This is a genomic window from Streptomyces sp. NPDC001536 (assembly GCF_042894505.1).
Lineage (GTDB): Bacteria > Actinomycetota > Actinomycetes > Streptomycetales > Streptomycetaceae > Streptomyces.
Genome location: NZ_JBIAVQ010000029.1, coordinates 17,239 through 40,627 on the forward strand (window position 1 = coordinate 17,239; position 23,389 = coordinate 40,627).

The 23,389-nt window shown below is 70.2% G+C and carries 21 protein-coding genes and 1 pseudogene; 5 read left to right on the plus strand and 17 right to left on the minus strand.

Annotated elements, in window-relative coordinates; all coding sequences use genetic code 11:
* The first annotated feature begins 251 nt into the window (after positions 1 to 251).
* Together ACFY0U_RS44095 and ACFY0U_RS44100 are read left to right on the plus strand one after the other, a co-directional pair.
* A complete protein-coding gene (locus tag ACFY0U_RS44095; protein ID WP_388645931.1) occupies positions 252 to 749 on the plus strand; it encodes a hypothetical protein in 498 nt (165 codons plus the stop codon).
* Positions 750 to 786: 37 nt separating this feature from the next.
* A pseudogene (locus tag ACFY0U_RS44100) lies at positions 787 to 1,668 on the plus strand (IS5 family transposase).
* A 5-nt stretch (positions 1,669 to 1,673) separates the two neighbouring features.
* Here the strand turns inward: ACFY0U_RS44100 and ACFY0U_RS44105 are convergent.
* The 11 genes from ACFY0U_RS44105 to ACFY0U_RS44155 all read right to left on the minus strand — a co-directional run bounded on the left by ACFY0U_RS44105 (position 1,674) and on the right by ACFY0U_RS44155 (position 13,095).
* On the minus strand, positions 1,674 to 2,030 hold the full coding sequence (locus ACFY0U_RS44105; protein ID WP_388645933.1) for a hypothetical protein: 357 nt from the start codon (positions 2,028 to 2,030) through the stop codon (positions 1,674 to 1,676).
* 233 nt (positions 2,031 to 2,263) lie between these two features.
* The gene (locus ACFY0U_RS44110) at positions 2,264 to 2,512 is read right to left on the minus strand and encodes a hypothetical protein (RefSeq protein WP_388645935.1); all 249 of its coding nucleotides are present in this window, start codon (positions 2,510 to 2,512) and stop codon (positions 2,264 to 2,266) included.
* Between the two features lie 179 nt (positions 2,513 to 2,691).
* Positions 2,692 to 3,732: a LacI family DNA-binding transcriptional regulator gene (locus ACFY0U_RS44115; RefSeq protein ID WP_388645937.1), complete on the minus strand. Its 1,041-nt coding sequence runs from the start codon at positions 3,730 to 3,732 to the stop codon at positions 2,692 to 2,694.
* 173 nt (positions 3,733 to 3,905) lie between these two features.
* Positions 3,906 to 4,949 (minus strand): Gfo/Idh/MocA family oxidoreductase, encoded by a 1,044-nt coding sequence (locus tag ACFY0U_RS44120; RefSeq protein ID WP_388645939.1) that lies wholly within the window; start codon positions 4,947 to 4,949, stop codon positions 3,906 to 3,908.
* A 96-nt stretch (positions 4,950 to 5,045) separates the two neighbouring features.
* The gene (locus ACFY0U_RS44125) at positions 5,046 to 5,828 is read right to left on the minus strand and encodes a TIM barrel protein (protein ID WP_385983372.1); all 783 of its coding nucleotides are present in this window, start codon (positions 5,826 to 5,828) and stop codon (positions 5,046 to 5,048) included.
* A 224-nt stretch (positions 5,829 to 6,052) separates the two neighbouring features.
* A complete protein-coding gene (locus ACFY0U_RS44130) occupies positions 6,053 to 7,066 on the minus strand; it encodes an aldehyde dehydrogenase family protein (protein ID WP_388645940.1) in 1,014 nt (337 codons plus the stop codon).
* 3 nt (positions 7,067 to 7,069) lie between these two features.
* The gene (locus ACFY0U_RS44135; RefSeq protein ID WP_388645942.1) at positions 7,070 to 7,414 is read right to left on the minus strand and encodes a DoxX family protein; all 345 of its coding nucleotides are present in this window, start codon (positions 7,412 to 7,414) and stop codon (positions 7,070 to 7,072) included.
* Positions 7,411 to 9,378, minus strand: coding sequence for an acetoacetate--CoA ligase (locus ACFY0U_RS44140; protein WP_388645944.1), 1,968 nt, complete (start codon positions 9,376 to 9,378; stop codon positions 7,411 to 7,413). Before ACFY0U_RS44140 ends, ACFY0U_RS44135 begins: the two co-directional genes overlap by 4 nt.
* Positions 9,375 to 10,958: a bifunctional 3-(3-hydroxy-phenyl)propionate/3-hydroxycinnamic acid hydroxylase gene (locus ACFY0U_RS44145; protein ID WP_388645946.1), complete on the minus strand. Its 1,584-nt coding sequence runs from the start codon at positions 10,956 to 10,958 to the stop codon at positions 9,375 to 9,377. The genes ACFY0U_RS44140 and ACFY0U_RS44145 overlap by 4 nt, the downstream gene beginning before the upstream one ends.
* A 19-nt stretch (positions 10,959 to 10,977) precedes the next feature.
* Positions 10,978 to 11,916: a fumarylacetoacetate hydrolase family protein gene (locus tag ACFY0U_RS44150; protein WP_388645948.1), complete on the minus strand. Its 939-nt coding sequence runs from the start codon at positions 11,914 to 11,916 to the stop codon at positions 10,978 to 10,980.
* Positions 11,917 to 11,952: 36 nt separating this feature from the next.
* Positions 11,953 to 13,095, minus strand: a complete 1,143-nt coding sequence (locus tag ACFY0U_RS44155) for a VOC family protein (protein WP_388645950.1) — start codon at positions 13,093 to 13,095, stop codon at positions 11,953 to 11,955.
* 135 nt (positions 13,096 to 13,230) lie between these two features.
* Here ACFY0U_RS44155 and ACFY0U_RS44160 point away from each other — a divergent pair, with 135 nt between their 5' ends.
* Positions 13,231 to 13,869: a TetR/AcrR family transcriptional regulator gene (locus tag ACFY0U_RS44160; RefSeq protein ID WP_388645952.1), complete on the plus strand. Its 639-nt coding sequence runs from the start codon at positions 13,231 to 13,233 to the stop codon at positions 13,867 to 13,869.
* 2 nt (positions 13,870 to 13,871) lie between these two features.
* Here the strand turns inward: ACFY0U_RS44160 and ACFY0U_RS44165 are convergent, their stop codons facing one another.
* Positions 13,872 to 14,654: a DUF2993 domain-containing protein gene (locus tag ACFY0U_RS44165; protein WP_388645954.1), complete on the minus strand. Its 783-nt coding sequence runs from the start codon at positions 14,652 to 14,654 to the stop codon at positions 13,872 to 13,874.
* Between the two features lie 35 nt (positions 14,655 to 14,689).
* Positions 14,690 to 15,328: a TetR/AcrR family transcriptional regulator gene (locus tag ACFY0U_RS44170; RefSeq protein WP_388645956.1), complete on the minus strand. Its 639-nt coding sequence runs from the start codon at positions 15,326 to 15,328 to the stop codon at positions 14,690 to 14,692.
* Positions 15,329 to 15,514: 186 nt separating this feature from the next.
* Here ACFY0U_RS44170 and ACFY0U_RS44175 point away from each other — a divergent pair, with 186 nt between their 5' ends.
* Positions 15,515 to 17,128, plus strand: coding sequence for an MFS transporter (locus ACFY0U_RS44175; protein ID WP_388645957.1), 1,614 nt, complete (start codon positions 15,515 to 15,517; stop codon positions 17,126 to 17,128).
* 295 nt (positions 17,129 to 17,423) lie between these two features.
* Positions 17,424 to 18,185, plus strand: a complete 762-nt coding sequence (locus ACFY0U_RS44180) for a maleylpyruvate isomerase family mycothiol-dependent enzyme (protein ID WP_388645959.1) — start codon at positions 17,424 to 17,426, stop codon at positions 18,183 to 18,185.
* Positions 18,186 to 18,243: 58 nt separating this feature from the next.
* On the opposite strand, the gene ACFY0U_RS44185 is transcribed toward ACFY0U_RS44180, so the two are convergent.
* The 4 genes from ACFY0U_RS44185 to ACFY0U_RS44200 form a co-directional block, all read right to left on the minus strand.
* Positions 18,244 to 20,166 (minus strand): PASTA domain-containing protein, encoded by a 1,923-nt coding sequence (locus ACFY0U_RS44185; protein WP_388645961.1) that lies wholly within the window; start codon positions 20,164 to 20,166, stop codon positions 18,244 to 18,246.
* Positions 20,167 to 20,268: 102 nt separating this feature from the next.
* Positions 20,269 to 20,895 carry a TetR family transcriptional regulator gene (locus tag ACFY0U_RS44190; RefSeq protein ID WP_388645962.1) on the minus strand — a complete coding sequence of 209 codons (627 nt, stop codon included), beginning with the start codon at positions 20,893 to 20,895 and terminating at the stop codon, positions 20,269 to 20,271.
* 101 nt (positions 20,896 to 20,996) lie between these two features.
* A complete protein-coding gene (locus ACFY0U_RS44195; protein ID WP_388645964.1) occupies positions 20,997 to 22,085 on the minus strand; it encodes a catalase family protein in 1,089 nt (362 codons plus the stop codon).
* Between the two features lie 28 nt (positions 22,086 to 22,113).
* The gene (locus ACFY0U_RS44200) at positions 22,114 to 23,382 is read right to left on the minus strand and encodes a Dyp-type peroxidase (RefSeq protein ID WP_388645966.1); all 1,269 of its coding nucleotides are present in this window, start codon (positions 23,380 to 23,382) and stop codon (positions 22,114 to 22,116) included.
* Between the last annotated feature and the right edge of the window lie 7 nt (positions 23,383 to 23,389).

Genomic DNA, 23,389 nt, shown 5'->3' on the forward strand with positions numbered 1-23,389 from the left:
CGCGACGACCGTATGCTGACCTGGATTTACGGGGCCGGGGCCGGGTGGGGGTTGGCGTGATGGGACGTCCTTGGGCGAGGGTCGCTGCGGCGGCTGTCGCCGTGATCGCTTCAGCCGCGCTCGCTTCGTGTGCGGGAGGTGCGCGCTCCGCCGAGCCTCGCGACAGCATGTCCGCATCGCCGCAGCGGCAGGCTCCCGCCTCGCCGTCGCAGAAGTCGTGGCAGGCGCAAGTCGAGCGGCACCGTCAGAGTGTGCTCAGCGAGATCGCCAAGGGTGACGCCCCCGACCGTGCGGGCTTGAGTCTGGTGAGCGTGGGGGCCAAGGGCACGGTGTTTTTCTGGATGACGACCGACGCGCGCCACTGCTCCGTGTTCTACTCCGGAACGGCCAGCGCGTCATCGTGTTCGACGAAGCCCGACGACGTCATCAGCCCCGCGCCGGCGCTGAACCGTCTCCGCGAAGGGGATGTGTACAGCGCCCGGAGTGCGTACGGGCTCATCATCGCGGCCGACAGAGAGACCGTTCGGTCCCTCTCCTGTGGTGACGAGCGCCTCGTCGTGAGAAGGGTTCGGGTCCTCAAGACCGGTGACGCGACCCGCACGATCTATGGGGTGGAGCTCGACGGACGCACTGCCGGCACTTTGCGGGCCGAGGTCGTGCGAGCCGACGGCCGACACAAGGAGACGCTGCCTCTCGGAAACACGGCCGACGAGGTCACGGCCGGGCACGGCTGGAAGGTCTGCGCCTAGAGCGCATCTCTTTGATCGATTGGTCCGTTGACCGGGTGTGTCCGTCCGGTTAGTGATCACTGATGCGATGTGGGACCGTATCGAGCCGTTGATGCCGGCCGATCCGGTCCGCGGTCGGCGGTGGGCCGATCACCGCCGAACCCTGGAGGCCATCGCGTGGAAGTACCGCACCTGCTCGCCGTGGCGGGACCTGCCCGACGAGCTCGGCTCGTTCCAGACCGCCCACAAACGGCTGATCAGGTGGGCCATGGACGGCACCTCAGGTAGGCCATGGACGGCACCTGGGAACGCATCCTTACCGCGGTCCTGGCAACGGCCGACGACACTGACGACATCGGCTGGACCGTGTCGGTGGACTCCACCGTCTGCCGGGCTCACCAGCATGCCGCCGGAGCCAGGAAAAAGGGGCGCCAGTCCGGGCCGAACCTGGCGACCACGCGCTCGGACGCTCCCGCGGCGGCCTGAGCACGAAGGCCCATCTCGCCAGTGACGCCCGTGCACGGCCCCTGGCCCTTCGTGTCACCGCAGGCCAGGCAGGCGACGCACCAGCCTTCGAGACCGTCATGGCCGCCAACCGCGTCCCGCGAAGCGGCCCCGGACGACCAAGGACCCGCCCCGATGCCGTCCTCGCGGACCGCGCGTACTCATCCCGCGCGATCCGAAGTCACCTCCGCCGACGCGGAATCCGCACTGTCATCCCCAGCCCTCCGACCAGATCGGCCACCGGCTGCGGCGAGGCAGTGCCGGAGGTCGATCGCCCGCCTTCGACGCCGAGGCATACAAGCAGCGCAACTCAGTCGGACGCTGCATCAACCGGCTCAAGCAATGGCGCGGCCTGGCCATGCGGACCGACAAACTCGCCATCGCCTACCAGGCCGCACTCCACCTCGCCGCGATCCTCATCTGGGCACGGCGATAGCCCGTTCAGCGATCGACCACCCAACGCGCGTCCGCAGGCCAAGAGCCCGTGCCAACGATGTGCTCCACGAGCCTGAATGCCTCACGGATGGGGACGGTGTCCTCATCCGGATACTCGTCGCCCTGCCCGTTGGAGAGGACGAACCCGTCGCTCGACCCCCCAGTTCCGGGGTCCACGGCATGCTCGCCGGGATCACCCTCGCCTTCGAGCAGCACCACCATCGCTCGCTCGGCATTCGTCACAAAGGCCAGCAACCGTCCAGACGAACTGGTCAGCCACGTCTCAAGCTGCCCGCTGTCGATACCTCGACCGAAGAGCCTCCACCACCCCCGCCGACGACACAGGGACAGGGCTGTTGTCATTGATCACCCAAGACTCGATCACGAGCACGACGATCTCACGGACGGATCCAAGAGACAGGCCCTAGCTCGGTGCGACTGGGCCAGCCGGAAGGCGACGTGGGGAGTGCCTGCGAGGTGACAGTGGACATGTCCGGCAGGCCGTTTAGTCACGTCTCGGCAAACCTGGCAAAAGGAAGTGATGACGGTGTCGGGCACCTCTTGCTCCGTGCCGCGTCCGCCGAGCACGCACCTGGTCACCGGGAATGCCTCGACGCGCGGTGAACTCCAGCCTCTGGCGGGCCGCGGACCGGGTCCGCTCCGCTCGGGGCGTGCGCCGCTGCTACGGGGCGGTGGGACGCGGGGCGGGTGAGGGCGAAGAAGTAGCCGCGTTCGTCGTCGAGACGCGGGGCGTGGGGGACGGAGGCCAGGACGGCTTCGGAGAGGTGCGGGTGGTGGCTCTGCTCCAGGCGGGTGTAGTCGGCGGTGACACCCGCCAGGGGCACGACCTCCTCACCGCTTGGGCACCCGGCGCGCCCCGCGCCCGGAGGCAGTCCGGCCGTGTCTGGGGTGAGGAAGGCGCGACGGGAGCGGAGAAAGTCGCCGAGTTCGCCGTTGTGCCCCAATCCTCAGGTATTGGAGGCGCGTGGGACTGTGTGGGGTGCGAGGTTGGCCCAGACGACGCTCAGGTGGCCGGTGCGGTGGAGGGCGGGGCCGTCGTCCCCCGGACCACGAGGTGTGGAGCGACCACCTGTTCCCCGGCACCGGTGTCGCGACCGTCCAGGCGCGCGATGGCCCGGTCCACGGCGAGGTGGGCGAGGCGGGGGATGTCCTGCCCGACGGTGGTGAGATTGATATGGGCCAGGCGGGCCAGATGGCTGTCGTCGAAGCCGACGACGGAGATGGCGCCGGGGACGGGAATGCCGCTGCGGAGGAAGACATCGAGGACACCGGTCGCGCAGCGGTCGTTGAAGGCGAGCACCGCAGTGGGGCGCGGGTGGGAAGCGGCGAGAACCTGGGCGGCCTCGGCGCCCTCTGCCTCGGTGAGGCCCCCGGGCACGACGCGGATGTGCTCGGTGAGACCGTGGCGGCTCATGGCGGTGCGGTAGCCGCGTCGCCGGTCGGCTGCGCCGGGTGCCTTGCCGCCGTCGATGTGGGCGATGGCGCGGTGGCCCAGCGCCACGAGGTGGTCGACCGCCTGGCGGGCGCCCTTGTCGTCGGCGGTCCGTACGACCTCCAGGCCGGGGACGGATGGCCGCAGGTGGCGGGCCACGGAGACGACCGGCAATTGCCCGGCGAGCTCCGTCAGCCGTGAGGCGGGGGCCTGTGGGCCTAGCAGGATCAGCGCCTCGCAGCGGTCGTCGAGCAGGGTGTCGACGGCACGCTGCTCACCCCGTCCGGCGCTCACGGCGCTCAGCGCGATCTGGTATCCGGCTGGTTCGGCGGTGGCGTAGATGCCCTCCACCAGGTCGGCGTGGAAGGGATGCTGGAGGCCGAACTGCACGCCGAGCAGGTGGGAGCGGTGGCTGCGCAGCAGTCTCGCCCGGGCGTCCGGGCGGTAGCCGATCTCCCGCGCGGCCTCCAGGACACGCTCGCGGGTGGCGGCGCTGGCCCCCTTCGCCCCGCGCATCACGATGGAGGCCAGCGCGGTGGACACACCTGCCCGCGTCGCCAGGTCGGCGAGCGTCGGCCGCCTGCCGTCCGGGACCGCCGGGGTCGCAGGCATCCTGTCCTCTCCTGGTCGGTCTCGTCTGCTGGGGACCGATTGTAGAACGTTCCATGTGGGCGTTGCTTCAGGAGGGGGCTCGGCAACGGCATGGTGACGTGAGAGGTACGACCCTGGCGGCGGCCGCTTGGGCCGGAGAAGGCGCCGCCGAGGCGGCGTGCGTGTGCTCGGTGCTACGGCCGCACTGTCACCGGGCTCTCCCTGACGTCACCCACGCTGACCGCACCGCCCGTGGCGATCGAACCGATCGCGGCGAGGGCGATGCCCAGCGCGGCCCGAGCGTCCTCGCCGGTCACCGACGGAGCACGCTTGTCCCGGACGCTGTCAGTGAACTCGGCCAGTTCGGCCACGTAGGCCGCGTGGAAGAGATCCTGGTCGTAGCTGACGCACTCGGCGGCAGCGCCGGCCGCACCGTAGGACGTGAGGTGGCTGCTGCGCAGGTCACCCAGGGTGAGCATGCCGGTCGAGCCCTTGACCTCACCGCGGACGTCATAGCCGTACACCGCCTGGAAGTTGGCCTCCGCCGTGGCGATGGCGCCGTTGTCGAAGCGGATCGTCACCACGGCCGTGTCGAGCAGTCCGTGGTCCTTGAAGTCGGGCCGGACCAGGGCGTCGGCCATGGCGAAGACCTCGACGGGCTCTGAGCCGGGGTTGAGGTAGCGCAGGACGTCGAAGTCGTGGATGAGCGTCTCCAGGAAGATCGTCCATGGCGGGATGCGCGACGGGTCGTGCAGTTCGGGGTCCCGGGTGAGGGAACGCAGCAGCTGCGGGGTACCGATGTCACCAGCGGTGATCTTCTCGTGGGCGGCGCGGAAGCCGACGTCGAAGCGGCGGTTGAAGCCCACCTGGAGCGCAACGCCCGCCTCATGTGCGGCGGTGATGGCGCGGTCGGCTTCGTCGAGGGTGACGGCCATCGGCTTCTCGCAGAAGACCGACTTGCCGGCGCGTGCTGCGGCCTCGATGAGTCCGGCGTGGGTGCGGGCGGGCGTGACGATCACGACCGCCTCGATCTCGGGGTCGTCGAGCAGGTCACCGATCTCCGTGTACGTCTTGGGGCAGCCGAGACGATCGGCCAGAGCCTTCGCGGCCCCGGGTGCGGGATCGGCCATGGCGGCCAGCCGTACACCGGGGAGGCGGCGGGCCAGGGTCTCGGCGTGAAAGGAGCCCATGCGTCCGGCGCCGATGAGGCCGACCGCGAGGGACTGGGGGGAGGTCATGGCACATACTCCGTGATCTACGTCGTGGCTTCGGTGGTGGCGGCTGCCGTGGTGCGCGGAGGCGAGGGCGGGGCAGATGTCCCGCGGCCGCTCCTGTCAGACGGTGAAGGCGGCCCGGAAGCGTTCCAGGGCGGCCTCGCTGTCGCTGGAGGCCCATGCCTCCATGGCGACGGTGCCGTCGTAGCCGATGTCTGCGAGGGTGCGGGCGATGGCCGGGTAGTTGATCTCTCCCGTGCCGGGTTCGCAGCGGCCCGGCACGTCCGCCACCTGGATCTCACCGATGAGTCCCGCGCCGTGGGCGCGGCGCACCAGCTCGATCAGATTCCCCTCGCCGATCTGGGCGTGGTACAGGTCCAGGTTCATGCGCAGACCGGGCCGGTTCACGGCGGCAACCAGCGCCAGGGTGTCGGCAGCCTTCGCGAAGGGCACCCCGGGGTGATCGACGGCGGTGTTGAGATTCTCCAGGGTGAAGGTGACCCCGGCGTTCTCGCCGAGCTCGGCGATCCGGGTGAGTGTGCGGTGCGCGGCCATCCACATCGCGCCGGTGGGCTCCCCGGGCACCGGCACCACGGGCAGCCCCTGGCCGTCCAGACCGGTTCCGTGGAGGTTCAGGCGGGTGCAGCCCAGGTGCTCGGCCGCCTTGAGTGACTCCTCGGCCGTGCGCAACAGTTCGGCGGCGCCGTCGTCATCGGTGAGGCTGCCGCTCACGTACCCCGTCATCGAGACGATCTCGGCGGACGAGCGGGCGAGGGCATCGAGATCGTGCCTCGTCCAGTCCCAGATCTCGACCTGGAAGCCGGCCTCGTGGATACGCCGCGCCCGCTCCTCGATCGGAAGGTCGCGGAAGACCATCTCCGCACAGACCGCCAGTGCGTACATCGTGGTTCTCCTCATCTCCGGACGACCGGAAACTAGAACGTTCTATATCCTGTGACCAGTACGCCAGTCACCATCAGCGGCTGTCAAGTGTCCGGTGGCCATGAAGCCTGTAACGTTCTAGAAATCTCGCGTGGAAGCCGTCAGCACCGCATAGAACCCCGCCACGGCGCGTCAACTGCGCCGGGGTCTCCATGCTCCGGCCACCGCGCGAGCCGGTCGCTCGGTCACTTGTTGGCTCTGCTCGGCTGCTCGTCGGCAGGGAGCGTCAGCCTCGGGCGTCGGGCGCCGGTCAGGCCGCAGCCGGCCAGGTGCTCGCGCGTGCTGACGGCGATGGGCAGCGGCACCTCGGGGGCGCAGGGGTAGAGGTCTTGTTCGACGATGACGAACAACTCGGCGTCGAGGGTGGCGAGTGCGGTGACGTTGTCGGCGGGGTTGGGCACGCCGGCGGGCGGGGAGACGCACACCCCGCGCTTGACGGCCTCGCCGAAGGAGAGGTTTTCGGCGGCGACCTGGGCGAGGATCTCGGGGTCCATCTGCTTGATGTGGACGTAGCCGACGCGTTCGCCGAAGCGGCGGATGAGGTCGAGGTTGTCGCCGCCGCCGTAGGCGACGTGGCCGGTGTCCAGGCAGAGGTTGGTGTAGCGGGAGTCGGACTCGTTCAGCAGCCGTTCGATCTCGGGCTGGGTCTGGATGTGGCTGTCGGCGTGCGGATGGAGGACGAGGCGTACGTCGTACTCGTCGAGCAGCAGCCTGCCGAGCCGGTCGGCGGCCCGCCCGAAGCCCGCCCACTGTTCGGCGGTCAGCTCGGGCGACTCGGTGAACGCACCGGTCTTCTCGTCCCGGTACATGGGCGGGATGAAGACGAGGTGGTGGGCGCCGGCGGCGGCGGTCAGGCCGGCGACCTTGGGGCGCGTGTAGAAGCGGATGCCCTCGGATCCGTGGATGGGGTTGTCGCCGATGAGGGAGTCCTTCCAGCCGCCGAAGGAGTAGTACGACATCGGCACGGGCACGGGGACGTTGATGCCGATCATGCCGACGTGGATGGTGCGCTGGAAGCGGCGGGCGGCTTCGCCGGAGGCGGTGAACAGGGCGGTGCCGTTGCCGTAGGGGTTGGCGTTGATGACGCTGATCGCCTCGTCCAGGGTGTCGACCCGGAGGATCGCGAGGACGGGGCCGAAGAGTTCCTCCTGGTAGCCGCCACCCTCACACGGGGCCGCCCGTGCCCGGCCGTACCGCACGCGTCAGCCGGCGGTCATCGCCGTCACCGCGTACGTCAAGGAGATCAGGGCCAGTACGGCGGCCGGGACGGCCCGGGGCGGCGGGTCGCCGTGGCGCAGGTGGACCACCGCCGCCGCGGCCATCAGCAGGGCGAGGCCTGTCGCGGCGGCCACGCCCAGCGGCATCCAGGTCAGCCCCGTCAGCAGACCGGCGACCCCGGCCACCTCCAGCGCGCCGACGACGCGATAGAGCTGGACCGACATGCCGAGATGGGCCGCCGCCTGGCGCATGACCGGCGCCGCGGCGAGCTTCGCCAGCCCCAGCGGAAGGAAGACCAGGGACAGGACGACGGCGAGCACGGTGGTCATGAGGCGGACCTGCCCTTGCGGCGCTCCTCACCCAGCCGGGCGTAGTGGTCGATGAGTTCGGGGCTGTCCACCGTGGCCGGATTGACGACCTCCTCCACCGCGGCGCCCTGGAGCAGTCGCTTGATCGGGACCTCCAGCTTCTTGCCGGTGCGGGTGTGCGGGATGCCCGGCACCTCGAGGATCTCGTCGGGGACGTGGCGGGGTGAGGCACCGGTGCGGATCACGTCGCGGATACGGTCGCGCAGGGCGTCGTCCACCTCGACACCGGCTGCCGGGACCACGAACAGCGGCATCCAATAGCCGCCGTCCGGCTCCTCCGCGCCGATGACCAGCGCTTCGGCGATCTCGGGGAGGCGTTCGACGGCGTCATGGATGTCGGCGCTGCCGAGCCGTACGCCGTTGCGGTTGAGGGTGGAGTCGGAGCGGCCGTGGATGATCACCGAGCTGTGCCCCGTGACCGTGATCCAGTCGCCGTGTCGCCACACCCCGGGGTACGCCGAGAAGTAGGCGTCGCGGTAACGGGTGCCCTCCGGGTCGTTCCAGAAGTACAGCGGCATCGAGGGCATGGGGCGCGTGACGACCAGCTCGCCGACCTGGTCGATGACGGGGAAGCCCTCGGCGTCGTACGCGGCCAGCGCCACACCCAAGTGCGGCGCGGACAACTCGCCCGCCCAGACAGGGGTGTTGGGGGCGCTGCCGGCGAACCCGGAGACGATATCGGTGCCGCCGCTGATGGAGGCCAGCAGGACGTGTTCGCCGACGTGCTCGCGGACCCAGGGGTAGGCGGAGGCGGGCAGGGCCGAGCCCGTGCAGCCGACGACGCGGATCGACGACAGGTCGTGGACGGACGGATCGATGCCGAACTTGGCCATGCCCAGCAGGTACTGGGGGCTGGTGCCGAAGACGGTGACCCGGTGGCGGGCGGCCAGTTCCCAGAGGCGGTCGAGCTTGGCGAAGGGGGCCGGACTGCCGTCGTACGTACAGGTCGTCGCGCCGGTCAGGAGGGTGGAGGCGACCAAGTTCCACATCATCCAGTGGGTGGTGGTGTACCAGAGGAGGCGGTCGCCGGGGCCCAGGTCCGAGTGGAGTCCCAGGGTTTTGAGGTGCTCCAGCAGCACGCCGCCGTGGCCGTGGACGATGCCCTTGGGCAGGCCGGTGGTGCCGGAGGAGAACACGACCCACAGCGGATGGTCGAACGGGACCGGCACGCAGGCGAGTTCCTCGGTACGGGTGGAGGCGTCCTCCCAGGGGATCACCAGCGACGGGTACGCCTGCGCCGGCCAGGGCAGACCCATGTGGTCCACCAGCACGGTGGCCTTCAACGTGGGGAGGGCGTGGGCGAGTTCGAGGACGGCCTCGCGGCGGTCGTGGGTGGTGCCGTTGAAGAGGTAGCCGTCGGCGGCGATCAGCACGGTGGGTTCGAGCTGGGCGAAGCGGTCGGCGGCGGCCTTGGGGGCATAGTCCTGCCCGCACACCGACCACACGGCGCCCAGGCTCGCGGCGGCGAGGAATGTGGCGATGGCGTGCGGGGTGTTGGGCAGATAGCCGACGACCCGGTCGCCCTTGCCGACGCCGAGGTCGCGCAGGGTGGCGGCCACGGACGCCACGAGGGCGCGCAACCGGGCGCCGGTCACCTCGTACCCGGAGCCGGTCTCGTCGAGGGCGATGATCGCCACGTCGTCGTCGGCCAGGTTGCGCAGGGCATGATGGGCGTAGTTGAGGGTGGCGCCGGGGAACCAGCGGGCGCCAGGCATCCGCTCCTCGGCCAGCACCTGCTCGTAGGGGGTGTCGGCGTCGATGTCGAAGTACTCCCACACCGCGCCCCAGAAGCCTTCCAGGTCGGTGACCGACCACTGATGCAGGGCGGCGTAGTCGTCGGGGGCGATGCCCTGACGCCGGGCGAAGTCCGCGATGCGACTGGCGGCCGCCGTCTCCGGATCGGGGGTGAAGAAGGGCGTGCTCATCGCGTCGTACTCCTCAACAGGCTTTTCGGGGCCGTCTGTTCGGAAGGGGCAGGGCTTCGGGTGGTGTGCAGCAGGGAGGCCCAGGCGGTGGTCGACGTGAAGTCGTGACTGCCCGAGGGGACGACGTCCATCACGAGGCGGTCGGGCCGCAGCAGGACCGAGTCCGCGCGTCCGCCGCGCAGCCAGGCTGCGAGGGTGCCGTCGTCGCCGAGGTCGGCCACGGAGAGCGCGCGTATGCCGAGGCTGTGGGCAAGCGCGGTCAGTGAGGGGCCGGGTTCGGTGGCGGTCAGCATGGTGAAGGAGTCGCCGAGCAGCTGGTCGAGACGGGTACGCCGTCCGTCGACGCTCACCCACGGTTGGGGGCAGTGCGTGCCTGCCAGGCGACGGCGGACCCCGCGCCACACCAGGGGCCCAGCGGTGAGGGGCGGGCTGAGGTCGCGGCCGGCCAGCTCGGTCAGGCCGGGTATGCGGCAGGCGGCGGCCAGCGCCCGGCGGCGGAGCGCGGCGGCGCCGTCCTGGCCGCCGGTCATGGCCCAGCCCATGGCGACCGCGAGACGGACCACATGCCGTGCGTGCGGCTTGCGTTCGCTCTCGTAGGTGTCCAAGAGCCTTTCGTCGGCGCCCTGTTGGAGCACTCGGGCGAGCTTCCAGGTGAGGTTGTAGGCGTCCCGCAGCCCCGAGCACAGGCCCTGTCCGACGAACGGCGGAGTGAGGTGGGCGGCGTCGCCGAGCAGGAAGACCCGGCCGCTGCGCCAGCGGTCGGCGACGCGGGCCCGGAAGGTGTACTCCGTCTCACGGATGACCTCGAAGTCTCCGTCGTACGAGGCCGGCAGCCACGGGGCGATCAGCTCACGGGCCGTCTCTTGTCCTTCCCCGAGCCGGAACTCCCAGCGGTAGCGGTTCTCGCTCACGCGCATGAATGTGGCGGGCCGGGCCGCGTCGCAGATCTGGTCGACGCCCTCCCAGCTGCGGACGGGGCCCGTCGTGTCGACGTCGATGACCTTCCAGCGCTCCTCGAAGCGCAGGTCCTCCCAGGCGCCGCCGATGGCTTCGCGAGTGAGGCTGTTGGCGCCGTCGCAGCCCAGGACCGCGTCGGCCCACAGTTCATGCTCGCCACCGTCCTCGTCACGGTAGGTCACCCGGACCGGGCCGGTGGACTCCGGGCCGACGCCGGTGACCTCCACGCCACCACGCAGTTCGCACTCGGGGCGCCGGGCCAGGGCGTCGCGCAGCACGCGTTCCAGTTCGGGTTGGTCGAACATGCTGGTCTGCGGATAGCCGTGGTGGCCGTGCTCGGTGCGCCGGAACTCGGCCATCACCCGGTGCCGGGCGTCCAGCAGCCGCAGCCCCTTCGCCGGTCGGGAGATCGCGGCGAACTCCTCACCGACGCCCGCGGCCTGGAGGATCCGGCACACCTCGTCGTCGGTGGCGACGGCGCGCGGGAGCGGGTAGACGTCCTGGTGGCGCTCGAGGACGACACTGCGGACTCCGCGCCGGGCCAGGAGAAGGGCGGCGGTCACGCCCACCGGCCCGGCCCCGACGATCACGACGGGCACACGTGCGGTTTCATCGACGGTCATGTGCGGCTCACCTCGGGTATTAGTTCGCGGCCGCGACGGGCGTGCGCTGCTCGCCGAGGTCGATGCGGCCGTCGGGGGTCGCGATCGTCGCCGTGATCACGTCACCCGGGCTCAGGTAGTGCGGGTTCTTCGCCTGGCTCTTGAAGAACGCCTTCCACTTCACTGCGGGCGGCAGCAGCGCGCCGATCTTCTCGACGGCCTTCGGCGGCGCCTTCAGGGCCGTGCCGCCGGGAGTACCGGTGAGCAGCAGGTCGCCGGCGTCCAGGGTCTGGAAGCGGGCCAGCAGGGTCAGCGCCTGTGCCGGGCGGACGATCATGTCGGCCAGGGTGCGGTCCTGGCGCAGCTCGCCGTTGACGCTCAACTTCAGCCGCAGGTCGAGGAGATGGGCGAAGTCCTCCGGCTCCAGCAGCGACAGGTACGGGCCGGTCGGCGTGAAGGTCGGGTACGACTTGCTCTCGTAGAACTGCGTCTTGGTCAGCTGTACCTCACGGGCGCTGACGTCGTTGGTGATCACCAGTCCTGCGACGTACGACGGCAGGTCCCGCTCCTCGACCACGGTGCCGACGGGCAGCGCAGCGCCCATGACGAGCCCGAGTTCGATCTCGTAGTCGAGGAATTTCACGTGCGACGGCCGGACGACGGCGTCGCCGGGGCCGCTGACCGAGCCGGACGCCTTGCGGAAGAAGGCGGGCGGGATGTCGCCCTTGAAGCCCGAATCGCGGGCATGGCTGCGGTAGTTGACCATCTGGGCGACCACCCGGCAGGGCGTGGTGACCGGCGAGATCGCGACCAGGTCGGCGACGGCCGTGCCCGGTTCGGCGGAGGCAGCGGCCTCGCGGACAGCCGGTCGGTCGGCCAGCAACTCGGCGGTGGTCACGGCCTTGGTGTCGACCGGGACGGCTCGGTCGCCTCGGACGACCCACCAGCCGTCGGCGGTGCGCAGGACATTGGTGCTCATGTCAGTGCCTTTGTGAGGAGGATTCGCGTGCGGGGGTCAGGAGTTGGCGGCCTTGAGCAGGCCGAACAGTCGGGCCGGGTCCATCTCGTTGTCGCCGCGCAGGGCCTCGATGACATCGCGGACCCGCTGCGGGGAGGGGCTGGCGCCGAGGAAGTCGCGGGTGGCGGGCGGGCCCCACTGGGCCAGGCCGCTGGTCGACATGGGCGCCCAGCCGGGCTCGACGTCGCAGGAGAACAGGTCGCCGTCGGCGAAGTGCTCCAGCATGAAGTGGTCGGGGTCGCGCCAGTAGTCGAAGAGCTGGCTGCCCTGGATGTGCCGGCCGATGCCCCAACTGCGCTTGTAACCGCGCTCCTTGAGGTATTCGCCGCCGGCGGCGATCGAGTCGAGGTCGGTGACCTGGTAAGCGGAGTGGACGTAACCGGTGCCCGGACCGAGGTGCATGGCCAGGGTGTGGTGGTCGGCCGGCACGCCGCCCAGGTCGCAGCGGATGAACGCCATCGTGGGACCACGTCCGCGCTGCCCGTCAAGGAACAGGAAGTCGGACACGATCATGCCGAGGGTGTCCAGGTACCAGTCCAGGGCCCGGCCGAACACCCGCGTCTCCAGCACCACATGGCCCAGGCGCTGGATGCGGGACGGCTCCCGCGGCGGCCGCTGGGTGGCGTTGGTACGCCGGTGATGCGTGCCGAAGTTGAGCAGCAGCGGCTGCTGTTCCGGCAGTGCGGGGAGCTGTTCGCCGCAGTGCACGACCCGGACCGGGAAGCCCGACGGGTCGAGCAGGTCGACCACCTCGCCGCCGCCGGGCACGTCGGAGTCCCGTACGGACGATCCGGTGGCGCGAGCCAGCCGGTCCAGGTCGCCCCGCTCGGCGGCGCGGAACGCCGGACCGATGAAGCGGGACGTACGACCGCGCCGGATCACCATGCAGGGCGAGCCTGCGAAGGTACCCCGCAGCCACAGTTCGCTGTCGGTGCGGGCGGCGACTCCGAAGCCGAAGTCGCGGGCGAAGACCTCCGCCCGGTCCAGGTCGGGCTTCTCGAACTCCAGCCAGGCGAGGTCCGCCACCTTGATCACGGGATTCCGGGAGCGGCCGGGATGTTCGCCGCGCAGGGCGCCCTGCTCGCTGTGGAGGTCCTGGTGGGCCGTGATGACGTCCCCGTTGACGCGTGTTTCAGACATGGCGCCCTCCGAGCAACATTGCCGTAATGAGGAAATAATCAACTGTGACAGTTCTGTCGTCAAGGCGTTCGCCGCAGGAAATGATGAATTCATCAGGACTGCGATCTGCATCGGGTAACCGTTAGACTTCTGCGCATGTCTACGTCAGCCCCGCCCAGCAACCGTTTCGAGCGGCGTCGCGCAGAGACCCGTGGGGCTCTCGTGCGAGCGGCCCGGCAGATACTCGCCGAGAGCGGCGACACCAGCGCGAGCATCCAGGCGATCGCCGAGCGAGCGGATGTGGGCTTCGGCTCCTTCTACAACCACTTCGACTCCAAGGCGGAGTTGTTCGAGACGGCAGTGATCGACGCCTTCGAGGAGTTCGGGCAGGCCTTCGACGAGCGTCTGACGGGGATCGACGACCCGGCCGAGCTGCTCGCGGCCGGCTTCCGGCTCAGTGCCCGCATGGCCGACTCCCACCCGGAGCTGATGCAGGTCCTGCGCCGCCGTGGCCTCGGGCACATCCACTCGGGCAACGGACTGTCCCGACGCGCCCTGCGTGATCTCCAGGCCGGCATCGCCTCCGGCCGCTTCACCACCACTCTCGACCCCGTGGTCGCCCTGACCGCGCTGGGCGGCACCCTGCTGTCCCTGGTGGAACTGCGCTTCGCCCGCCCCGAGGTGGACGGCGACGAGGCCGCGGTCAACCTCGCCGAGATGGTCCTGCGGATGCTGGGCCTGCCCGCGGACGACGCCCACGAGGTCGCCCGACGCCCCTTGCCTGACGCCCCCTGACCTCACGCGGACGACGAGTCCGGGTGGAACGTGACCGAGCGGCCTGTGAAGTGGGCATCGATTCCGTCCTCGCCGGTGGTGACCGACCGCAGCCGGAGTCCTTCAGGCACGTTCTGCAGCGGAATGGGCTCGTCCAGGGCCTTGTCGAGCAGTGATTTCAGCGGAGGGAGCAGTTCACCCTGCTCCGCGCGTACGTCCGTGAAGGCGATGCGGTTGCCGTCGGCCGCCGAGACGGCCGCGCTCACGGTCACGTCGCCGACGAGCGGCAGACTCACGGTCGCGTTGACCCGGCCCGACTCGTCCCCCTGTGACACCTGCACGCCGAGCGCGCTCGACACGTCCGCGTACGACAAGAACGCGGTCGCTGTGACGCTGTCCGCGTGAGCCTCGTCGGCGCTCCCCGACGTCTTCAGCCCGTCCATCCCGACCGTCAGCTTCGTCACCGGCAGCGGCCGGCTGGTGCCGTCGGCCGGAATGTCGTGGGCGGTCAGGTCGACATGGTCCAGGCTGCCCGCAGCCAGTTGGTTCAGTACGGGAAAGCCCCTGACGTGCACCGACGGCCGATCGGCGGTTCCCATACCGTCCTGGAACGCCTTGGCCACACGGCTCTCCGCGCGAACAGCGGCGATCCGGTCGACCGCGACTCCGCCGGCCAGCAGGGCCACCAGGGACGCGGCGGCGATGATCATGCGCCGCCTGGTCCGGGTCGGAGGGCTCACGTACACGGAGCCGTCGCCGTAGTAGGGCTCGCCGACGTAATCCTCGTCGCGCTGGGACTGATACATGGTTCTCCTCTTCGAGTGGTGCTTGGGAGGTGCGCCTACGCGGCGCCGCCCGCGGGCCGGACGAGCCCGTCGACGCACGCCGCAGCGCTGTCGCCTGCCACGCCCATTGCGATCAGGGCGGCGGTGGCGGTGCCGGTGCCGTCATCGCTCCAGATCCCGCTGTTCACGCAGTCGAGAAGCCCTAGCAGGTGCCCCTCCAGCGCCCGGGTCAGGACGACCGGAGGGACGCCGGTCTGGAAGGCGCCCTGCCGTTGCCCCCGGCCGATGATCGTCTCCGTCATGTCCCGCGCGGGGGCCAGGACTTCAACGAGCCGATCGGTCCCGAGGTCCTGCGGGGCGAGGCGGAGCAGGATGCGGTATCGATCTCCGACGGGCCACACCGCGAGGACGAAGCGCGCCAACTCCGTGACGGCGTCCGCCGCCGGTGCGCGCGGGACCGCGAGCGCCTGCCGCAAGGCCCACGTGGCCTCCTCCACCAGCCCCTCCATCAGTGCGGCCCGGCCGTTGAAGTGGCCGTAGACCGTACGGCGAACCACTCCCGCCGCCTCGGCGATGTCACCGAGGCTGCTGTCGGGGTCACGGGCGAGTTCCTGCCGGGCCGCCTCCAGGATGCGGGCCCGCGTGAGCAAGGTGCGGCTGCGTTCCGGGGCGGCTGTCAGGTGTGCGTGGATCATGTCGAACCTCCGGTCGTCGGGGGAGGGCGACTCGATAGTTGCACATCGACGAGCAATAAACTAGTCTGCACATCAACGGGCAATTAGCTGCCGCTGGTGCCGGGCCTCTCTTGGTCCCGCGTGCACCGATCCCATTGATTCCGCACCCCGAAGCCTCCGCTTCACCTCCTGCCGAGGAGCCTGACCATGCCGCTCTTTCCGAACACACCCGTCGAGAAGATGACGGAGCCCTACCACCGGCGCTGGTGGGCTCTGCTGGTCCTGTGTCTGAGCCTGCTGATCGTCGTCATGGCGAACACGTCACTGATCGTGGCCGCCCCCGACATGACAAAGGACCTGGGGCTGAGCAGCAGTGACCTGCAGTGGGTCATCGACGGCTACACCGTCCCCTACGCCGCGCTGATGCTGGTGCTGGGCGCGATCGGTGACAAGTACAGCCGCCGTGGCGCCCTCGTCCTCGGCCTGCTGATCTTCGCCGGAGGTTCGGTGATGGGCGGCCTGGTCGATGAGACGAGTCTCGTCATCACAGCCCGCGCGATCATGGGCGTCGGTGCCGCCGTCGTCATGCCGGCCACACTGTCGCTGCTGGTCGCGATCTTCCCGCGCGCCGAACGCGCCAAGGCGATCACCGCCTGGTCCGCGACCTCCGGCCTCGCCATCGCCGCCGGCCCACTGGCCGCCGGCTGGCTGCTGGAGAACCACGCCTGGGGCTCGACCTTCCTGATGAACGTCCCCATCGCCGTCCTCGGCGTTGTCGGTGCGCTGCTCCTGGTACCGCCGTCGAAGGCGGAGGGCATGGGCCGCATCGACTACGTCGGCGGTCTGCTGTCGATCGTGTCGGTGGGTTCCCTGGTATACGCGACCATCGAGGGCCCGCACTTCGGCTGGGGCGCCGGCCCCATCACCGCGGCCGTCGTCGCCGGCGTGGGCCTGCTGGCCTTCGTGGCCTGGGAGTTGAAGCACCCCAACCCCATGCTGAACGTGCGCAAGTTCACCGAGCGTCCCTTCAGCGGCTCGATGCTCGCGGTGCTGTTCTTCTTCTTCGGCACCTTCGGCTCGATCTACTACTCCACCCAGTTCCTGCAGTTCGTCCTCGGCTACGACGCCCTGGAGACCGGCATCCGCCTGCTGCCGCTGGCCGGAGCCGTGTTCGTCGGCTCCGCCGTCACCGGCAAACTCGCCCCGAAGCTGGGCGTGAAGATCGCGGTCGGCACCGGCATGGTCATCGGCACCGCGGGCGTCTTCCTGCTCACCCAGATCGAGACAGGCTCGACCTACACCGACTTCCTGACGCCCCTGCTGCTGCTCGGCTTCGCCATCGGCCTCAGCCTCGCCCCGGCCACCGACACCATCATGGGCTCCTTCCCCGAGGACGAACTGGGCGTCGGCGGCGGCGCCAACGACACCGCCCTCGAACTCGGCTGCGCCCTGGGCATCGCCATCCTCGGCTCGCTGCTGGCCACGTCCTACAAGGACAAGCTCACCGACATGGTCGGCGGCCACCTCCCGACCGAGGCCATGGACGTCGCCAAGGACTCCGTCGGCGGCGGCATCGCGGTCGCCGAGCAGGTCGCCAAGAACCCCCAGGGCGGCGCCGAGCAGGCCCAGACCCTGCTGGGAGCGGTGCACGAGTCCTTCGCCCACGCCATCGCCCACACCAGCCTCATCGGCGGGATCATCATGGCCGCCGGAACCCTGATCGTCATCGCCGTCCTGCCCGGCCGGGGGCACACCACCAAGCACGGTGAGGAAGAAGCGGCACCGGCGACCGAGGAACAGACGGAGACCGTGGGCGCCTGAGCCCCGTACACCGGAGGCCGGAACCGTGATTCCGGCCTCCTCCACCCCCATGACGGGCTGTGCCTGAGCGGCGCACGGCCCCGGGACGGTGCCGGGAGGGGACACCCGGCACCGTCCCCCCTTTTTTTGTCGTACGCACAGTCCACCCAGACCGGCCGACGATCTACGATCTTCGTCGACCGTTGTCGGGCAGAGGGATCCCCCGAACCGTGCCACCAGCGGCTTCCCGTTCTCCCGCAGCTGACGGCCCGAAAAATGGGGTGCGGTCGCTGAACTGGGGTGCAAGGTAAGCGATGTGACAGAGAGTCTTGAGTATTCCGCCCTGCTGCGACTGATCGACGAGCGGTCGGCCGCGTTCAGGAGTGCGGTTGCCGCCGCGCCCGGCCTTGACGCGCCGGTGCCGTCCTGCCCCGAGTGGACGGTGTTCGATCTGGTGCAGCACCTGGGTACGGGCCAGCGCTGGTGGGCCGCGATCGTCGCCGCGGGCCCGGCCGGGGCTCCGCCGGCCAAGGATGCCGCGGAGGCGCCGCGCGCGCTCGACGCGCTGCTGGCCTGGTACACGGAGTCGAACGAACTGCTGCTGAGTGCGCTGCGCGAGGCGGGCCCGGAGCGCGAGTGCTGGACATGGTGGAGCGCCGGTGTGTCGCCGGCGAACGCCTGGGGCGTTGCCCGGCGCCGGGTGCACGAGGTGCTGGTGCACACCTACGACGCCCAGCTCGCCGCAGGCGCCGTGCAGCCGATGCCGGTGGACGTCGCGATCGACGGTGTGGCCGAGTTTCTCGACACCTGCAACTCCACCCCTGCGGCGTGGCCGCACGAGGCCGCCACCATCCACTACCACGCCACCGAGGGCCGCTCCTGGCTCCTCGCGCTGGACGGCACCGGCGCCTGGCCCGCACCCCTCACCGAGGACGCCGCACCTGCCTCCGCTTCGGCCACGGGGACGGCCGAGCAACTGCTCCTCTTCGTCTGGGGCCGCCTCACGCTGGACGACCTGAAGATCGAGGGCGACCGGCAGGTGTTCGAGCAGCTCATCGCCTGGGAGCCCGAGGAGTAGGCAGGTCAATCCCGTCGGCGGACGGTCGCGATGACGTCCGCCGGCGGTCAACGACGTATCACTGGCTGCCGTTCGTCGCCCCCGGCGTCGTCGCCGTGTCGTCGTCCGGTGTCCCGTCGTCCGACGACGTGTCCTGGGCTTCCTCGGTGACGACGACCACCGTGCTGCCCGCCTCGACCTCGCTCCCGGCCGCCGGGGTGCTGGAGGTGACCACGGCGTCGGAGGCCTGGGAGTACCCGGAGGCGACGGTCGCCTGGAGGCCGAGGTCACCCAGTTCGCTCTGGACCTCGGCAAGGGTCTTGCCGATGATGTCCGCCGGAATCTGCACGGTCTGCACCGACTTGGCGATCTGGACGCCGACCGACGAGCCGGGCTCGACCTCATCTCCCGCGGTGATGCTCTGTCCGACGACGGTCCCGGCCTCCGCACTGCTCTCCACCTCGGTGGTGTCGCCCAGTTCGAGGTCATGCTCGGCGAGCAGCTTGCGGGCCTCGCTCAGGGTGCTGCCGGTGAGGTCGGGAACCGTGGCCTTCTCGGCCTCCTTGGCCACCGTGAGCGTGATCTCGGTGCCCTTCTCGACGCTCTCGCCTCCGGCCGGATCCTGCTCAAGGACGGTCCCGGCGTCCTCGGTGGACACTTTGTGCCGGACCTTCACCTTGAAGCCCTTGTCCTCCAGGATGCGGGACGCGTCGTCCTCGTCCTTGTCCGTGACGTCCGGCACCTCGACCTTCGGGGCACCGGTGGAGACCGTGACCGACACGGCGTCGCCCTTGTCGAGCCGACCGTCCAGCGGGGTCTGCTCGCAGATGTGGTCCTTGGGCTGGTCCGCGCAGGGCTCCTTCTTGGTGACGGTGAGCGTGAGTCCGACGTTGTCCGCCGTGCGCCGGGCCTCCTCCAGGGTCTGGCCGACGAGATCGGGTACGTCCGTCTTGCCGTCGTCGGCTGCACCGCGCCCGAACATGAACCAGCCGAGCACGAGTGCCGCGACGACGACCGCTACACCCATCCCGATCAGCGCGGCACTGCTGCCTCTTCGGCGACCGTTCTCCGCCGCGTCATCGCCGTCCGGCTCCTCGTCGACGCCGTCGAACGCCCGGTCCAGGACGGTCTGCGCCCCGAGGTACGCCTCGACGTCGGCGAGCATCTCCTGCGCGGACTGGTAGCGATACGCGGGGTCCTTCGCCAGTGCCCGCAGGACGATCGCGTCGACCTGCGGTCCGACCTCGGGGTTGTAGAGACTCGGCGGTCGCGGTTCCTCCTGGACCTGCTGATACATCACCGCCATCGGCGAATCGCCGGTGAACGGGGCGCGCAAGGTGAGGAGTTCGTACAGGAGACAGCCCACCGAGTACAGGTCGGAGCGGGCGTCGATGGCGTGTCCCATCGCCTGCTCCGGGGAGAGGTACTGCGCGGTGCCGATCACCATGGAGGTCTGCGTCATGCCGACGTCCCGTGCGTCACGGGCGATGCCGAAGTCCATGACCTTGACCTGGCCGGACCCGGTGACCATGACGTTGGCCGGCTTGATGTCCCGGTGCACTATGCCGTGCTGGTGGGAATGGGCGAGGGCCTCCAGAACGCCGGCCGTCACCTCCAAGGCGCGTTCGACGGTCAGCGGCGGTCCGGAGTACAGGGCCTCGCGCAAGGTCGTGCCGTCGACGTACTCCATCACGAGGTACGGCAACTGCGCCCCGTAGGAGAAGTATTCGCCCGTGTCGTAGACCGCGGCGATGGCCGGGTGGTTGAGCGAGGCGGTGGACTGGGCCTCCCGCCGGAACCGCTCCTGCAGTGCCGGATCGTGGGCGAGGTCGGTGCGCAGCGTCTTCACCGCGACGCCGCGGTCGAGCCGGAGATCGTGCGCGAGATGCACCTCGGCCATGCCTCCGGAGCCGAGGAGCAGCCGCAGTTGGTACCTGTCGCCGAGGACCGCCACCGGCGCAGGGTGGGAGAAGGCCAGATCGTCTGGTCCACCGAAGTTCATGCACCAGATAATTGCACATCCGAGGGTAACTAAAGAAGCGGGGGCGGACGCGGAAAGACCCCGGCGCTTCGCACCGGGGTCACGTCGTACTGCGGTGGGATCTCACCCCTCGGCGGCGGCCACCTCGTCGACGATGATCTGCGCCCGCTTCTCCGGCACTCCGGCCGCGATCAGCGTGGTGACGGCCACCCGGGTCCCATCGTCCTCCAGCGCCCCGGTGTTGACCTCTTCCAGCAGGGCGACCGTCATCGCCTCCAGACCGGCGCTCAGTACCGGGGCCGGCAGGTGGGAGTGGAAGACGCCGTCCCGCTGTCCCTGCTCCACGATGGCCGTGACTCTGACCCGGGCGGGCTCCAGGATGCCGGCGACACGGTCCATGCCGAGGTCCCGTCGGGCCAGCGCCAGGAGCATCCGGTACTGGTCCCCCACGGGCCAGAGCGCGAACGTGAAGTGAGCGAGCGCCCGGTCGGCCGGTTCCGTCGCCCCCGCTCCGATCGTCACGGCGGCCTGGAGCGCCTCGGCGGCCTCCTCGGCCAGCGCGTCCAGCAGCGCTGCCCGGCCGGGGAAGTGGCCGAACAGCGTGCGCCGTACGACACCGGCGGCGCGGGCGAGTTCCTCCAGGGTGATGTCGGGATTCCGGCCGAGCTCCTGACGGGCGGTGGCGAGGATGCGCGCCCGGTTGGAGCGTGCGTTGCGTCGCTGGGGCACGCGGCCGACGGGCTGGGACACGAAAGGAACCTCGAAGAAGCCAGAGCGGAGGATGGACGTCTCCATTCTGGCACGCGCGTCCCGACCGACCCCGGACGCATCCGGGGTCGGTCGGGACCTGGTCAGGCGGGCAGCTCCTTGATGTCGGACGGCTCCTGCGGCTCGATGCCGTTGAAGCGGTGCCGGAAGTCGCTGGAGGCGGGGTACGCGGCGCGGCGGGAGCGCATGATCGAGCCCAGCGGGCGGTGGGCCTCCGTTGCGTGCCAGGGGCTGAAGGAAAGAACGTCGTCGGCGTAGCGGCGGCGGGCGTCGCTGTAGGCGTCCTGGGCGGGCAGATGCAGCACGGCCACGGTCTGGTGCGGCGACAGTTCCTCGGGCCACAGGACCGAGGCGTCCTCCACCGGCATCCGCTCGATGTCCGTGCACAACTGGGCGCGGATGTCGTACTCGGCGCTGTTGTCTGCGAAGAAGTCGACGACGAGGTCGCGCAGGGCCGACTCGCCGGCCTTCTTGTCGACGTGGCTGCCGGTGAGGGCCCTGACGTTCGCCGAGCGGGGCGCGGCGGACATCTTCGCCACGTGGTCGCCGTAGCGCAGCGCGGCCATGGAGTGGAAGGTCTCGCCGAGGATGTGGTCGTTTACGGCGGCCAGGGTCTCCACGGCGGGCGGAAGCGGACGTCCCACGCGCGTGAGGGCCTTGGCGGCCACGCGGGCGGCCGCGCCGGTGAGCTGGAGCTGCTGGTCGCTCTGGCCGGGCTGTTTCTCCAACAGGTCCTGGAGTTTGGCGTATTCGGCGATGTTGCCGAAGGGCAGGGTGGGGTGGTTGACGAGCAGGAAGTCCTGGGTGGAGAAGCCGTCGTCGAGGGCACGGGGCCCGGGGGCGCCGATCACCTTCATCGCGAGGCCGCGCTGGACGGGCACCTGGTCGGAGCGCAGGTCTCCGGGGGCGGAGGAGAAGCGGACGATCACCGGGTAGGTGGCCGGTGCGGCGAAGAGGCCCTGGGCGAGGTGGGCGGGCAGGTCGGGCTGGATGCGCAGCTCGCCGGCGAGGACGCCGTGGCTCTTGGCGTGGGCGTCGCGCAGGCCGTGGCGGTGTTTGTCGGCGACCTGCTGGTTGGCCTTGCCCATGGCCGCGACGACTTGGCGGACGAGTTCGTCCTCGTTCGGAAAGGGCTGTTCGAGGGCGGGGCTGTAGCGGACGTACGAGGTCATGGGGAGTGTCTCCGCGCGAGGTGGGGGGTCAGTTGCCGGCGAGCCGGCGGATGGCGGACAGGCTGGGCATGAAGAAGTACTCGCCGCCGAGGAGGGTGTTGAAGGACTGGATGTTCTGCACCCGGCGCGGCGGAGTCCCGGGCACGGTGAAGTAGGCGCCCTTGTCCTGGAGCGAGATCATCGGGTCCTTCTCCTTGCCCAGGCCCATGAGGTTGCCGGAGCCGACCCATTCGCTCTGGAGGAACTCGACGTTGTCGATGGCTCGGGCGCCGAGGGCGATGAAGTCCAGGCCGCGCGGTGTGCCGTCGTCCTTGAGGCGGTCCGGGGGCAGCGGGGTGCCGTAGGAGGTGCCGCGCCGGATGATCCGCCGGATGTTGACGTCGCTGAGGACCGTCAGCTTGGTGTCGCGCGGGTTCATCCGGCGGATGTGGGAGCCGAGCGGGGTGCGCAGTCCGCGCGGGTCGGCGGAGTAGTCGAAGTCGTTGATCCGGTTCGGGTCCTCGCCGATGGCGGGGGTGTCGCGCTCCGGGGTGAGGGCGAGAGGTGCTCCGCTGCGCCAGCGGCCAACCAACTTGGCTGCCAGCAGCTCGCGTTCGGCCCCGGTGGAGGCGTTGTCGTGCAGCCACTTGTTGAAGGCGGCGACGTGGGAGTGGTACTTGCGGAAGACGACGTACGTGCCATTGCGGCCCAGGACGTCCGGAGCCGGCACGGGCAGTGGTACGCCGGTCTCGCTCGGGTAGCCGAGGACGAACTCACCGGCCTTGATGGGCCGTCCGTCGCCAGGCAGCGGTTCGGCGCCACTGCCCTCCACCACCGGCTGGCTGAAGCCGTCCCGGTAGCCGAAGACGTTGAACCCGTCGGCCGCGAAGTCCTGGTGCGACAGCAGCTTTACGCCAGGGACCTCGCCCAGTTCCTTTTCGTACGCGGCGACTTCGGTCCGCCAGTCGTCCTCGCTCGCGGCATACACCGTCACGGCCATGTGCACGCGCGGGGTGCCGAAGGGGAACTCCCAGCGGTCCGGCGCGTTCGCGCCGGTGTCCCGCAGCCGCTCGGCGCGGGCTGCCATCCCGGCACGGAAGTTGGCCGGGAAGGAGGCCAGTGAGGTCTCCGGCAGCCCTAGTGCCACCAGCCCCTGGTAGCTGATGGCGAGGGCCAGCCAGGACGGCTGCGGTTCGTCCCAGCGCGCCGCCGAGGTCACCCTCGGCGCCAGTCGGCGCAGCAGTTCCTTGCCCGCGGCCGGTTCGGTGATCTCCAGGATCGTGTGGGTGCCGAAGTAGGGCTCGGGCCAGGCCCGCAACAGGGTC

Excerpts from the sequence above, each read along its gene's own strand:
- ACFY0U_RS44115 (WP_388645937.1), bottom strand. The coding sequence starts at position 3,732 with ATGCCTGCGACCCCGGCGGTCCCGGACGGCAGGCGGCCGACGCTCGCC.
- ACFY0U_RS44125 (WP_385983372.1), bottom strand. The coding sequence starts at position 5,828 with ATGTACGCACTGGCGGTCTGTGCGGAGATGGTCTTCCGCGACCTTCCG.
- ACFY0U_RS44165 (WP_388645954.1), bottom strand. The coding sequence starts at position 14,654 with ATGTATCAGTCCCAGCGCGACGAGGATTACGTCGGCGAGCCCTACTAC.
- ACFY0U_RS44155 (WP_388645950.1), bottom strand. The coding sequence starts at position 13,095 with ATGTCTGAAACACGCGTCAACGGGGACGTCATCACGGCCCACCAGGAC.
- ACFY0U_RS44105 (WP_388645933.1), bottom strand. The coding sequence starts at position 2,030 with ATGACAACAGCCCTGTCCCTGTGTCGTCGGCGGGGGTGGTGGAGGCTC.
- ACFY0U_RS44135 (WP_388645942.1), bottom strand. The coding sequence starts at position 7,414 with ATGACCACCGTGCTCGCCGTCGTCCTGTCCCTGGTCTTCCTTCCGCTG.
- ACFY0U_RS44185 (WP_388645961.1), bottom strand. The coding sequence starts at position 20,166 with ATGAACTTCGGTGGACCAGACGATCTGGCCTTCTCCCACCCTGCGCCG.
- ACFY0U_RS44160 (WP_388645952.1), top strand. The coding sequence starts at position 13,231 with ATGTCTACGTCAGCCCCGCCCAGCAACCGTTTCGAGCGGCGTCGCGCA.
- ACFY0U_RS44170 (WP_388645956.1), bottom strand. The coding sequence starts at position 15,328 with ATGATCCACGCACACCTGACAGCCGCCCCGGAACGCAGCCGCACCTTG.
- ACFY0U_RS44175 (WP_388645957.1), top strand. The coding sequence starts at position 15,515 with ATGCCGCTCTTTCCGAACACACCCGTCGAGAAGATGACGGAGCCCTAC.
- ACFY0U_RS44140 (WP_388645944.1), bottom strand. The coding sequence starts at position 9,378 with ATGAGCACGCCCTTCTTCACCCCCGATCCGGAGACGGCGGCCGCCAGT.
- ACFY0U_RS44195 (WP_388645964.1), bottom strand. The coding sequence starts at position 22,085 with ATGACCTCGTACGTCCGCTACAGCCCCGCCCTCGAACAGCCCTTTCCG.
- ACFY0U_RS44145 (WP_388645946.1), bottom strand. The coding sequence starts at position 10,958 with ATGACCGTCGATGAAACCGCACGTGTGCCCGTCGTGATCGTCGGGGCC.
- ACFY0U_RS44120 (WP_388645939.1), bottom strand. The coding sequence starts at position 4,949 with ATGACCTCCCCCCAGTCCCTCGCGGTCGGCCTCATCGGCGCCGGACGC.
- ACFY0U_RS44150 (WP_388645948.1), bottom strand. The coding sequence starts at position 11,916 with ATGAGCACCAATGTCCTGCGCACCGCCGACGGCTGGTGGGTCGTCCGA.